Origin of the sequence: Methylobacterium sp. J-030 (genome assembly GCF_022829545.1) — a bacterium.
In the GTDB taxonomy this organism is placed as follows: domain Bacteria; phylum Pseudomonadota; class Alphaproteobacteria; order Rhizobiales; family Beijerinckiaceae; genus Methylobacterium.
Genome location: NZ_JAKSYM010000369.1, coordinates 1 through 11445, shown reverse-complemented (window position 1 = coordinate 11445; position 11445 = coordinate 1). Strand labels below are relative to the sequence as shown.

Sequence of the window (11445 nt, the reverse complement as noted above, 5' to 3'; positions counted from 1 at the left end):
GACCCGGCCCGATCCGAACCGGGGGCTTGGGATTTGACCGGCGACGACGAGACTTACGTGTACGACGAGGCCACCGGCGAGTGGCTCCCGCCCGGGGCGGCCGGTGCGGCGCCGGCCCGGGCCGAGGTCCGCGACGCCTCGGGCAACCGCCTCGCCGACGGCGACTCGGTCACGCTGATCAAGGACCTGAAGGTCAAGGGCGCGAACCAGACCCTCAAGCAGGGCACGGTCATCCGGTCGATCCGCCTGACGGACGATCCCAAGGAGATCGATTGCCGCCACGACACCATCAAGGGCCTGGTCCTGCGCACGGAGTTCGTGCGCAAGCGCTGACGCGCTCCCTGGAAAGTCGAAGCGTTCGGGGTCTGTCTCAGGGTTTGTTCGACGTAAGATCCCGGGGTTCCAAAGGGCGAGCCCTTTGGTGGGTTGTCAGGGCAAAGCCCTGATCGTCTCGGGCGCAGCCCGACACCAGGGCTCCGCCCTGGACCCGCGAAAGGTCCCGACCTTTCGAAACCACGACTTGGCCGGTCCGTGCAGCGGAAAACGACGGGCTCTCAGACCCGCAGGTCGACGCTCAGGCCCTGGCCGGGGGGCGCCGGCGGCGCGGCGCTCGCCGCGTTCTGGGCGTCCTCCGCCACGAGGCCGGCCACGGCCTTGTCGGCCGTGAGCTGCTGCCGGGCGATGGCGACGCCGATCTGCTGGTTCTGGGCCGCGCCCAGCATCTGGACGGCGGTGGCTGCGGAGACGGTATCCATCCCGCCGACGCTAATCCGCCGGCCTGAATCCCGCGTTACGCGGATCGGCGGCTTTCGAGCGATCCGCCCTCACCCGTCCAGAAAGCCGCGCTGGCGTGCGCGGTAGCCGCCGATCAGCGTCACGCAGACGAAGGACACGCCCGCCAGCACCGTGCCGAACACGGCGATCGGCCACCAATGGCCCTGGAAGCGCTCGGCCAGGACCGTGCCGACGATCGGCGTCAGGCCGCCGGCCAGCGCGCCGCAGAACTGGTAGGCGATCGAGATTGCCGTGTAGCGGATCCGGGCCGGGAAGGCGCCCGCGAGGTAGCCGGCGATCACCGCGTAGAAGGTCGCGCTGCCGATCACGTTGAGCGCGAGGCCGAGCACGATCAGCGGCACCGACTTGGTCTCGACCAGCCAGAACAGGGGATAGGGCGCCAGCATCGCCCAGATCAGCGTGCCCTGCAGGAACAGGCGCTCGTTGCGGATGGCCTCCGCGATCCGGGCGCCCACCGGGGTCATGATCAGCTGCACCACGGCGCCGATCAGCAGGGCGTCGAGGATCGTCGCCCGCGCGATGCCGAGATACTGCGTGGTGAAGGCGATCATGAAGGTGTTGAACAGGTAGACCGAGGCGATCGCGAAGGTGTTGGCGCCGGCCGCCAGCAGCACCGGCTTGAGGCAGGTCGTCAGCACCTCGCGCACGGGGGCCGGCGGCGGGCCGCCCGCGGCCCGGGTCCTCTCGAAGGCCGGCGATTCCGCGACGCCGAGGCGGATCGCGAGCCCGACGGCGAGCAGCAGGATGCTGATCAGGAACGGCACCCGCCAGCCCCAACTCAAGAAACTCTCCTTGTCGAGGAGGCCGGCGAGCCGGAAGGCCAGGAGCGACAGGATCTGTCCGGCGGGGCTGCCGAGCTGGGCGAAGGATGCGAAGAAGGTGTTGCGCCCGGCCGGCGCGTGCTCGGCGGCCATCAGCACCGCCCCGCCCCACTCGCCGCCGACCGCCAGCCCCTGGATCAGCCGCAGGACGACCAGCATCACCGGCGCCCACAGGCCGACCGACGCGTAGGTCGGCAGCAGCCCGATGCCCGAGGTGGCGATGCCCATCATCACCAGCGTCGCCACCAGCGCCCGCTTGCGCCCGAACCGGTCGCCGAGATGCCCGAAGATCAGGCCGCCGAGCGGCCGGGCCAGGAAGCCGACCGCGAAGGTGCCGAAGGCCGAGAGCGTCGCGATGTAGGGCGATTCCGCCGTGAAGAAGAGCGGCCCGAAGACGAGCGCCGCCGCGGTGCCGTAGATGAAGAAGTCGTACCACTCGATCGTGGTGCCCACGAAGGCCGCGAGCGCCGCCCGGGCGGACTGGTTCGTTCCGGTCCCGGCAGCCGGGGCGGCGGTGGTGGCGGCCATCGATCCTCGCGTGGGATTATGCATTCAGGCGTAATCCTCATGCCCAGCCGGGCAGCCCACCGCAACGCCTGCACGCGACAGGGCGGGTGTTTCAACCGGACGTGGAGCCGCCTGTCGCGGTCTTCCGAGGCTGCTTCTCCACGACGAGCCGGCACCTCCATCCAATCCCCTCATCCTGAGGTGCCCGCGTCAGCGGGCCTCGAAGGAGGGCTCCAGGGATCGCGCGGCTGGCTGGAGGGCTCCTTCGAGGCCTCCGCTGCGCGCCGGCACCTCAGGATGAGGGGATTGGATGGGATGGGAGTCCTGGCGCCTGCCATTTTTCAAAAACTCGGCGGTGTGCAGGCGCTCACCACCTCGCACGGGTTGGGCCCGACGCAGCGGAACCGGTGCGGGCGGCGGCTGTCGAAGCTGTAGGCGTCGCCGGGGCCGAGGATCCGGCGCTCGGCGTCCACCGTCACCTCCAGCCGTCCGGAGACCACGATGCCGCCCTCCTCGCCCTCGTGGGAGAGCGGCACCCGGCCGGTATCGGCGCCGGGCTCGTAGCGCTCCTTCAGGATCTGGAGCTTGCGCCCGAACAGGCTGTCGCCGACCTGGGCGTACGAGATCCCCCCCTTGGCGGCGCGCCGGCCGATCTCGGTCAGCTCCTCGGCCGCGAAGAACGCCTTGCGCTCCGGCTCCGGCTCCAGGGCGAAGAATTCGGCCATGCCGATCGGCACCCCGTCGAGGATCCGCTTCAGGGCGCCGACCGAGGGGTTCACCCGGTTGGCCTCGATCAGCGAGATCGCGGAATTCGTCACCCCGGCGCGCTTCGCGAGCACCCGCTGCGACAGGCCGTGGCGGGTGCGCACGAAGCGCAGCCGCGCGCCGACATCGATGCTCATCCGGCTGAGGGCCCGTTTCAGGTGTTGCGGATCCCGCAACGGTGCCATCCGCGGCCCCGTTCCTGCAAGGGCTTAGCGGCGATCAGAAAAGGACTTGTTGCCCGATCCGCGCGGGTGTCCCCTGGTCCCGCCGCCCGATCCGCGCCGCCCAAACCCGGAGAGCCGCCCATGACCGACCATCCGCTCCGCAACACACCCGCGATGGACGCCTTCTGGATGCCGTTCACGGCCAACCGCCAGTTCAAGGCGGCGCCGCGCCTGCTCGTCTCGGCCGAGGGCATGCACTACACCGCCGATGACGGCCGTAACGTGCTCGACGGCACGGCCGGCCTCTGGTGCGTCAATGCCGGCCATGGGCGCCGGGGCATCGCGGCGGCGGTGGAGCGCCAGCTCGCGACCCTCGATTTCGCGCCGACCTTCCAGATGGGCCACCCCATCGCGTTCGAATTCGCCGAGCGGCTCGCGGAGATCGCCCCCGGCGGCCCGGACAAGCGCCTCGACCGGGTGTTCTTCACCAATTCCGGCTCGGAATCGGTCGACACCGCGCTCAAGATCGCGCTCGCCTACCAGCGGGCGATCGGCCAGGGCACGCGGACCCGGCTGATCGGCCGCGAGCGCGGCTATCACGGCGTCGGCTTCGGCGGGTTGTCGGTCGGCGGCATCGTGTCGAACCGGCGAGTCTTCCCGCAGCTCAACGGCACCGATCACCTGCGCCACACCCACGATCTTGCCCGCAACGCCTTCGTGAAGGGCCAGCCCGAGCACGGGGCGGAGCTCGCCGAGGATCTGGAGCGGCTGGTGGCGCTCCACGGGGCCGAGACCATCGCGGCCTGCATCGTCGAGCCGGTGGCGGGCTCCACGGGCGTGCTGGTGCCGCCGAAGGGCTACCTCGAGCGTCTGCGCGCGCTCTGCACCCAGCACGGCATCCTGCTGATCTTCGACGAGGTCATTTCCGGGTTCGGCCGCCTCGGCGCGCCCTTCGCCACGGACTATTTCGGAGTCGTCCCGGACCTCGTGACCAGCGCCAAGGGCCTCACCAACGGCACGGTGCCGATGGGCGCGGTCTTCGCGAGCCGCGCGGTCCACGACGCGCTGATGAACGGCCCGGACGGGATCGAGCTGTTCCACGGCTACACCTATTCCGGCCACCCGGTCGCCTGCGCGGCGGGCCTCGCGACCCTCGACATCTACCGGGACGAGGGACTGCTGACCCGCGCCGCCGACATCGCCGACGACTGGGCTTCGGCGATGCACGACCTGCGCGGGCGCAAGGGGGTGATCGACATCCGCACCATCGGGCTGATCGCCGGCATCGAGCTGGCGCCGCGTCCCGACGCGCCGGGCAAGCGCGCCTACGACGTGTTCGTGGACTGCTTCGAGCGCGGCCTCCTCACCCGGGTCACCGGCGACATCGTCGCGCTGTCGCCGCCGCTGATCATCGAGCGCGGGCAGATCGGCCAGATCGTGGACGTGCTGGGTGCAGCGATCGACCGGGCCGCCTGAGAGCTTGACCGGGGCTCCGCCCTGGACCCGCGAAAGGTCTCGACCGTTCGAAACCAGGACTCGAGCCCTCCGCATAGGTGACCGTCCTGCACGGTGGGGTTGTCGCGACACGACCCGTGCCCATCTGCCCCGGACCCGGATCGGAACCGGGCACGAGGGTTTCCATGTCGAACACCGCCCTGATCGTCGGCGCCAGCGGGATCGTCGGCAGCGCCACCGCGGCGCTGCTCCATCGCGAGGGCTGGCGGGTTGCGGGGCTCGCGCGTCATCCGGTGAACCAGACGGGCGTCGAGCCGGTGGCTGGTGATCTGCAGGATCCGGCCTCCCTGGCGCGGGCGCTGGCCGAGGTCGCGCCAACCCACGTGTTCCTCGCCACCTGGCAGCGACGGCCCACGGAAGCCGAGATGATCCGCGTCAACCGGGCGATGGTCGAGAACCTGCTCGACGCGCTCCGGCCGAGGAAGAGCGTCCGCCACGTGGCCCTGGTGACCGGGCTGAAGCACTATCTCGGCCCGTTCGAGGCCTACGGCAAAGGCACCCTGCCGCAGACGCCGTTCCGCGAGGACCAGGGGCGTCTCGACATCGAGAACTTCTACTACGCGCAGGAGGATGCCGTGTTTGCGGCCGCCGCGCGCGACGGCTTCACCTGGAGCGTCCACCGCCCGCACACGATCATCGGCAAGGCGGTCGGCAACGCCATGAACATGGGCACGACGCTCGCCTGCTACGCCACGCTGTGCCGGGAACTGGGGCGCCCGTTCGTGTTCCCCGGCTCGGCCGCCCAGTGGAACGGCCTCACCGACATGACCGACGCGCGGCTGCTCGCCCGCCACCTGCTCTGGGCCTCCACGGAGCCCGAGGCCGCCGACGCGGCGTTCAACGTCGTGAACGGCGACGTCTTCCGCTGGAGCTGGATGTGGGGCCGGATCGCCGCGTGGTTCGGGATCGAAGCGGTCCCGTTCGACGGCACGCACCGACCCCTGGAGCCCCGGATGGCGCAGGACGGGCCGGCCTGGGCGGAGATCGCGGCGCGCCACGGCCTCGCCGAGCCGAACCTCGAGAAGCTGGCCTCCGCCTGGCACACGGATGCCGATCTCGGCCGGCCGATCGAGGTCGTGACCGACATGAGCAAGAGCCGGCGCCTCGGTTTCACGGCCTACCAGCCGACCGACGACGCGTTCCACGATCTGTTCGCCCAGCTCCGCGCGGACCGGCTGATTCCCTGACGCGGGCTCCGCTCGCAAGGACGGGAGCGGATTACCCGGCCCTGCGCTCGGTCCCGCACCACGCGGCCACGAACAGCGCCATCGCGGTGGTGATGCGCTTCACCGAAGCGAGGCTCACGCGCTCGTCGAAGCCGTGGATGTTCTGGGCGGTTGGGCCGTAGCACAGGGCCGGTACCCGGTCGTAGAGGGCGTGCACACGCGTATCGAGGTAGCTCGCGCTCATGAAGCTCTGAAGCGGCGATCCGACCGCCCGCTCATGGGCGCGGCCGAGCACGGCCTCGGCCTCGGAGCCCTCCTCCAGCACGTAGCCCTCGGCGAAGAAGCCGTTGAACACCACCCGCGGCGGGCTGTTGGACAGGAACGGGTCGGTGCGGGAGAAGCGTGACACCGCCGCTTCGATCTCGGCGGCGGCCTGCGCGGCCGAGACGCCCGGATAGAGTGCGATCCGGCAGTGAATCCGGCACCAGGCCGGGACCGAGGAGGCCCAATCGCCGCCCTCGATCCGGCCGATATTGAGGTTGATCGGGTGGTCCTCCCCCTCGAAGTGGCGATGCGTGGCCGCCTCGGCGTTCCAGCGCGCCTCGACGTCGCGCAGCGCCCCGATTACCCGGTAGGTGGCGTCGATGGCGTTGGCGCCCGCCCCCATCTCGCGCACGTGGACCGGCACGCCCCGGACCTCCACGGCGAACCACAAGACGCCGGTGTTGGCACGCACGAGCTTCTCGTCCTCGGGCTCGGGGATCAGCACGGCGTCCGCCCGGTAGCCGCGCAAATGGGTCATCAGGGCGCCGTTGCCGGTGGATTCCTCCTCGACCACCGACTGGACCGTCACCGAGGCTGCGGGCTGCAGGCCGAGGCGGGCGAGCGCGTCGAGGGCGAACAGGTTGGCGGCATGCCCCGCCTTCATGTCGCCGGCGCCGCGGCCATACATCCAATCGCCCTGGATCACCGGGTCGAAGGGCGGATGGGTCCAGAGGTCGAGGGGGCCGGTCGGCACCACGTCGACATGGGCCTGCAGGATCAGCGAGCGCCCGGTCTCGGTCGCTGGCCGGTGGTGGCAGACCACAATCGGTGCGTCGGAATGGTGGGCGTCGTCGATCTTCGAGCCGCCCGGATGGGCCGCGATGGCGGCCCGGTCCATGGCGAAGCGCTCGGTGGCGTAGCCCCGGCTGCGGAACCGGTCGAACACGTAATCCTGGCAGGCATGCTCCGCGCCCCGCAGCGACGCGAACCGGACCAGCGCCTGCGTGTGGGCGATCTGGTCGGCAAACCCCGCCGCCACGGAGGCTTCGATCTCGGCGGCGAGGGTGGGGTCGAGGGCCATGGGAGCTCCGAACGGGGTGCGGCCGGGAGGAGGCGCCCGGGGCCGGGCCGCTGTCAACCGGCGGTCGGCGGCCGCACGGTTCGTGCCGGTGCCGGGCCGCCGCTCAGCAAAGCGTGACTGCGCAGGGCCGGCACCGGCCGGAACCTTGGCGTTGCCAGAGGCTTAGCGTTTCGGCAAACCGTCGCGGTTTTGCAGTCGGAGGCGCACATGCGTATCGGTCTGATCTCCCTCCTGTCCGGCCTGCTCCTGTCGGCCGCGATCCCGGTTTCGGCCTCCGCGGACGTGCTGATCAACGTCGACAAGGGCGCGCAGCGCATGGAGGTCACGGTCGACGGGCAGCCGCGCTATTCCTGGCCCGTCTCCACGGGGGTCGAGAGCTACGACACCCCCTCCGGGTCCTACCGTCCCTTCCGGATGGAGCGCACGCATTTCTCGAAGGAGTGGGACGACGCCCCGATGCCCTTCGCGATGTTCTTCACCAACCAGGGCCACGCCATCCACGGCACCAACCATGTCCGCAACCTCGGGCGGGCCGCCTCGCACGGCTGCGTGCGCCTGTCGGTGCGCAACGCCGCGACCCTGTTCAACCTCGTGAAGGCCGAGGGCATGGGCCGGACCCGGGTGGTGATCGACGGCGCCGACATGCCGGTGGCCGAGGGCGGGTCGCGCGGGATCCGCGTCGCCCGGCACCGCAGCCCCTACGGGGAGGCGCTGCAGGCCGACGGCGACCAGATGGGCCGCCGGTCGCTGTCGGTCACATATCGCCCCGCCTATGTGCCTGCCCCCGCCTACGGCTATCCGGCCAACACCGATGAGATGGACGGCTGGTAGGTCGGTCCGCCACCCGGCACGGATGCGCGAAAGGATCTGAGCCCATCACCCGGCGGAAACCTCATGCCGGACGTCCCCCGCCCATTGCCGCCAGCGCGTTCCAGGCTTAGCTCCCCCGCGGCCCAGAGAGGCCGCGCGGCTCCCTGACCGCGCATCGAAACGGACGGAGACACCCCCGAGATGCCATTCGCTTTCTGTCGGCCCCTTCCCTTCGCCGTCCTGGCGCTCGCCGCGGCCACCGTGCCGGGCTACGCCCTGGAGGTGACGCGCTCGGCCGACATCGCCGCGCCGCCGGCCAAGGTCTGGCAGACGATCGGCGAGTTCTGCGGCATCGGCGACTGGCACCCGGCCATCGAGAAATGCGCCCTCGCCGACAAGGACGGCATGAAGGTCCGCACCCTCAGCCTGAAGGGCGGCGGCACCATCAAGGAGGAGCAGGTCTCCCGGGACGACAAAGTGATGAGCTACACCTACACGATCCTGGAGAGCCCGCTGCCGGTCTCGGACTACAAGTCGACCCTCTCGGTGGCTCCAGAGGGCTCCGGCTCGAAGGTGACCTGGACCGGAACCTTCAACGCCAAGGGCGCCCCCGACACGGTCGCGGTCGACGCGATCCAGGGCATCTACGATTCCGGCCTGAAGGCGCTTGCCGAGAAGGCGAAGTAACGATCTCACGATTCGGCGCGCGATGTTGAACCGGAATGGTCGCAGCGCGCGCCATCCTGTTCTGACAGCATCGAAATTCTGCAGGACTGATGTCGCTGCCCCGCGTCGCGCGCCGGCGGGGCGTGTCGCGGCAGCGATTGACCCATTGCCAAGCTCGGCCCAAAACCCGGGCGGCGCAGCCCCGCGCCGCAACAGGATGATCGCCGTGCCCGCGTCCCGTCTTCCGATGCGCCTCAGCCTCGCCGCCCTCGCCGTGGCGGCGCTGGCGGCCTGCCAGTCGCGGACCACCCCGGCGGTCAGGGAGCCCTCGCCCGTCATCCCCGCCCCGGTCGCCCTGCCCACGGGCAGCGGCTGCGGACCAGAGATCGCCCGCACCAAGGCGATCGTCGATAGCGACGTGGCCACCGGCAACCTCAACAAGCCCGTGGGCGACCGCTTCAACGCCGACCTCTCCCAGGCCGCCGCGGAGTGCTCGGCCGGCAAGTCGGGTGAGGCCCTGCACCTGCTCGCCGCCGCCAAGAGCCGCTACGGATACCGCTGAGCGAAGTCTTTCGGTTCGGCGCGCCGTTGGGGACTCTGGTTTCAATCCTCAACATGCGTCCAACCCATCTCCCTCATCCTGAGGCGCCGGAGCGCAGCGGAGGCCTCGAAGGAGCCCTCCAGCCGGCCGCGCGATTCCTGGAGCCCTCCTTCGAGGCCGCTCCGCGGCACCTCAGGATGAGGGGGATTGGATAGGATAGGGATTGCCCCAACGCGGGCGCAGTCCGGCTAGATCACGAACAGCAGGTTCAGCCCGGCCCGCCGGAATCCTTCCTCGGCGATCTTCAGATCGAGCCCGTAGGAGGCGATATCGTCCGCCACCGGATCGAGCGTCGGCGCCCGGTGCTGGTGCAGGTGCTTGATGTAGCTGTGGCAGGTCGTGCAGGTCTCGACCTGGATGTCCTTCGATACTTCGTCGAGGCCGTAATAGCTGATCCCCTCGCCCGAGCCGCAGGCGGTGCAGCGGATCCGGACGTGGTTCCAGTAGGTGCCGCAGAGCGAGCAGCTGAGGTAGCGGGCCTTGTCGGCGGGGGTCCAGCCGACCACGACGCTCGCCACCGGCGCGCCGCCGCAGCACGGGCAGACGCCGTCCGCTACGGGCTTCAACACCTTCGTGTCGAGGCGCGCGGCCTGCTCGGCGAGGCGGATCTGCAGGGCCGCCGAGACGAACACGCATTCGGCGATCCGATCCACCGGCAGCGCGCCCTCGAAGACCTGCAGGGCGAGATCCAGACGGTCCTCGCGGGAGGCCGCGCGCAGGGATTCGCGCGCCGCCGCTGAGGCTTCGGGGGCCGTCCTGAGATCCAGCGCGTCGAGCAGCGCCACGAGGGTCTCGTCGAAGCCCGCGTCGGCCTCCAGGCTGTGGCGCGACAGGGGCGGCATGCCGTGCTCGCTGCGGAGCGCGAGGTCGGCGCCATCCTGCGGTGGTGGGGGGGACGTCTTGGCCTGGATCACGGCCTGGGCGCGGGCGACCTCGGCCACGAACCGGAGATAGGCCTCCAGCGGATGCCCCGGCGCAGCCTCGGTCAGGCGCGCGGCGCGGTCGGCGAACAGCGTCGTGGGATCCGGCAGGCGCACGAACGGCACGGAACCGGAGATCCCGATCTTGTCGGGATCGGGCTTCAGCTCGTTGAAGTCCCGGCGGCGGGGCTTCGGTCCTTCGGTGGGCGACGGGGTCTTGTCCGCGGCCGGAGCCGCGGGTTTACGCTTGAAGAAATTGGCCACGCCTCAGGATCCGCGCTTGTCCACCGAGCCGCGGCGCGCCTTGGCGCCCGCGATCTGCCGGAACCACTTGCGGTGATGCCGGTAGGCCCAGCCGCCCGTCACCGTGCCGCGGACCATCGCCCGCCCGGTGCCGCGCACCCAGATGCCGGCGTAGATGTGGACCACGATGATCGCGATGGCGATCACCGCGGCGAGCGAGTGCGCGAGCAGCGCCCAGCGCTGCGTCTCGATCGAGGTCAGGCCGCCGAAATAGGTGTTCCAGATCACGAGGCCGGTGACGAACATCACGCCGATCAGCGCGGTCTGGCCCCAGAACACGCCCTTCTGGCCGGCATTGTACTTGCCGAGCTCGGGCAGCCGGTCCTCGCGGTTGGTCACGACGTCGCCGATATGCTTCGTCCACTCGACATCGTCCTTGTTGGGGATGTTGAGCTTCCAGAAGCGCACGAACAGGAAGAAGAAGCTCACCGCCAGCGCCACGCCGAACCACGGATGGATCGCCCGGGTCGCCTGCCCGCCGCCGAACAGGCCGGTCAGCGAGAACAGGTAGGGCGTGAACATCGCCAGCCCCGAGAGGGTCAGCAGGGTGAACAGGATCGCGGTGATCCAGTGGTTCACCCGCTGCACGCCCGTGTAGCGCGGAACGTACAGCACCTCCGGCGTCTCGGCCTTGGCATGGTGGAGGGGGCGGGGATCGCCGTCGCGGATATCGCTGTGGATCGTCATCGGCCTTCTCGCGCCTGACGGGGCCGGGTCCGCGGCGCGGATCGGCCGTTTCGTACAAGATAGGGTGTGACGGCAATGCCGTCTCCACCCTGTCGGTTCGGGATCCGCGCGTCTCCCTCCCCCCGCTGCGGGGGAGGGTGGCCCCTGCGTCAGCAGGGGTCGGGAGAGGGGCACCCGGGTTCAGAACGGGGTGGAGCGGTGCTGAAGGCCGCAGCCTGCTTCGGCACCGTCGCTCCCCTTTCCCGACCCGATTCGCGGGCCACCCTCACCCGCCGAGCGGGGCGGGAGACTCGCTCGGCTCCGTCCGGCCTTGCTGCATCGCGTCCGCTGCTCAGGCGCGTGCACTCCGCGCCTTCTACGGCGTCTTCCCCTGCCAGACG

The 11445-nt window shown here is 70.4% G+C and carries 12 protein-coding genes; 6 read left to right on the top strand and 6 right to left on the bottom strand.

From position 1 onward, the window contains the following. The first annotated feature begins 33 nt into the window (after nt 1-33). On the top strand, nt 34-333 hold the full coding sequence (locus MKK75_RS29005; protein ID WP_244045948.1) for an alkylphosphonate utilization protein: 300 nt from the start codon (nt 34-36) through the stop codon (nt 331-333). 221 nt (nt 334-554) lie between these two features. Here MKK75_RS29005 and MKK75_RS29000 read toward each other — a convergent pair whose 3' ends face one another. The 3 genes from MKK75_RS29000 to MKK75_RS28990 form a co-directional block, all read right to left on the bottom strand. Then, nucleotides 555-755 carry a hypothetical protein gene (locus tag MKK75_RS29000; RefSeq protein WP_244045947.1) on the bottom strand — a complete coding sequence of 67 codons (201 nt, stop codon included), beginning with the start codon at nt 753-755 and terminating at the stop codon, nt 555-557. A gap of 69 nt (nt 756-824) precedes the next feature. Then, nucleotides 825-2144: an MFS transporter gene (locus MKK75_RS28995; RefSeq protein ID WP_244045946.1), complete on the bottom strand. Its 1320-nt coding sequence runs from the start codon at nt 2142-2144 to the stop codon at nt 825-827. A gap of 320 nt (nt 2145-2464) precedes the next feature. Further along, nucleotides 2465-3025 (bottom strand): cupin domain-containing protein, encoded by a 561-nt coding sequence (locus MKK75_RS28990; protein ID WP_244045945.1) that lies wholly within the window; start codon nt 3023-3025, stop codon nt 2465-2467. 168 nt (nt 3026-3193) lie between these two features. Here MKK75_RS28990 and MKK75_RS28985 point away from each other — a divergent pair, with 168 nt between their 5' ends. Both MKK75_RS28985 and MKK75_RS28980 read left to right on the top strand, forming a co-directional pair. After that, complete coding sequence (locus MKK75_RS28985) at nt 3194-4528, top strand: aspartate aminotransferase family protein (protein ID WP_244045944.1); 1335 nt, start codon at nt 3194-3196, stop codon at nt 4526-4528. Between the two features lie 164 nt (nt 4529-4692). Beyond that, nucleotides 4693-5754, top strand: coding sequence for an SDR family oxidoreductase (locus tag MKK75_RS28980; protein ID WP_244045943.1), 1062 nt, complete (start codon nt 4693-4695; stop codon nt 5752-5754). 31 nt (nt 5755-5785) lie between these two features. Here MKK75_RS28980 and MKK75_RS28975 read toward each other — a convergent pair whose 3' ends face one another. After that, the gene (locus tag MKK75_RS28975; RefSeq protein ID WP_244045942.1) at nt 5786-7078 is read right to left on the bottom strand and encodes an ArgE/DapE family deacylase; all 1293 of its coding nucleotides are present in this window, start codon (nt 7076-7078) and stop codon (nt 5786-5788) included. Between the two features lie 207 nt (nt 7079-7285). On the opposite strand from MKK75_RS28975, the gene MKK75_RS28970 reads away from it, so the two are divergent. The 3 genes from MKK75_RS28970 to MKK75_RS28960 all read left to right on the top strand — a co-directional run bounded on the left by MKK75_RS28970 (nt 7286) and on the right by MKK75_RS28960 (nt 9116). Then, nucleotides 7286-7909, top strand: a complete 624-nt coding sequence (locus MKK75_RS28970; protein WP_244045941.1) for a L,D-transpeptidase — start codon at nt 7286-7288, stop codon at nt 7907-7909. A gap of 180 nt (nt 7910-8089) precedes the next feature. After that, on the top strand, nt 8090-8575 hold the full coding sequence (locus tag MKK75_RS28965) for an SRPBCC family protein (RefSeq protein WP_244045940.1): 486 nt from the start codon (nt 8090-8092) through the stop codon (nt 8573-8575). 196 nt (nt 8576-8771) lie between these two features. Further along, a complete protein-coding gene (locus MKK75_RS28960) occupies nt 8772-9116 on the top strand; it encodes a hypothetical protein (protein WP_244045939.1) in 345 nt (114 codons plus the stop codon). Between the two features lie 227 nt (nt 9117-9343). On the opposite strand, the gene fdhE is transcribed toward MKK75_RS28960, so the two are convergent. Both fdhE and MKK75_RS28950 read right to left on the bottom strand, forming a co-directional pair. Next, nucleotides 9344-10339, bottom strand: a complete 996-nt coding sequence (gene fdhE, locus MKK75_RS28955; protein ID WP_244045938.1) for a formate dehydrogenase accessory protein FdhE — start codon at nt 10337-10339, stop codon at nt 9344-9346. Between the two features lie 3 nt (nt 10340-10342). Next, nucleotides 10343-11065, bottom strand: a complete 723-nt coding sequence (locus tag MKK75_RS28950) for a formate dehydrogenase subunit gamma (RefSeq protein ID WP_244045937.1) — start codon at nt 11063-11065, stop codon at nt 10343-10345. Nucleotides 11066-11445 lie beyond the last annotated feature (380 nt).

Excerpts from the sequence above, each read along its gene's own strand:
- MKK75_RS29000 (WP_244045947.1), bottom strand. The coding sequence starts at position 755 with ATGGATACCGTCTCCGCAGCCACCGCCGTCCAGATGCTGGGCGCGGCC.
- MKK75_RS28995 (WP_244045946.1), bottom strand. The coding sequence starts at position 2,144 with ATGGCCGCCACCACCGCCGCCCCGGCTGCCGGGACCGGAACGAACCAG.
- MKK75_RS28990 (WP_244045945.1), bottom strand. The coding sequence starts at position 3,025 with ATGAGCATCGATGTCGGCGCGCGGCTGCGCTTCGTGCGCACCCGCCAC.
- MKK75_RS28985 (WP_244045944.1), top strand. The coding sequence starts at position 3,194 with ATGACCGACCATCCGCTCCGCAACACACCCGCGATGGACGCCTTCTGG.
- MKK75_RS28980 (WP_244045943.1), top strand. The coding sequence starts at position 4,693 with ATGTCGAACACCGCCCTGATCGTCGGCGCCAGCGGGATCGTCGGCAGC.
- MKK75_RS28975 (WP_244045942.1), bottom strand. The coding sequence starts at position 7,078 with ATGGCCCTCGACCCCACCCTCGCCGCCGAGATCGAAGCCTCCGTGGCG.
- MKK75_RS28970 (WP_244045941.1), top strand. The coding sequence starts at position 7,286 with ATGCGTATCGGTCTGATCTCCCTCCTGTCCGGCCTGCTCCTGTCGGCC.
- MKK75_RS28965 (WP_244045940.1), top strand. The coding sequence starts at position 8,090 with ATGCCATTCGCTTTCTGTCGGCCCCTTCCCTTCGCCGTCCTGGCGCTC.
- MKK75_RS28960 (WP_244045939.1), top strand. The coding sequence starts at position 8,772 with ATGATCGCCGTGCCCGCGTCCCGTCTTCCGATGCGCCTCAGCCTCGCC.
- MKK75_RS28950 (WP_244045937.1), bottom strand. The coding sequence starts at position 11,065 with ATGACGATCCACAGCGATATCCGCGACGGCGATCCCCGCCCCCTCCAC.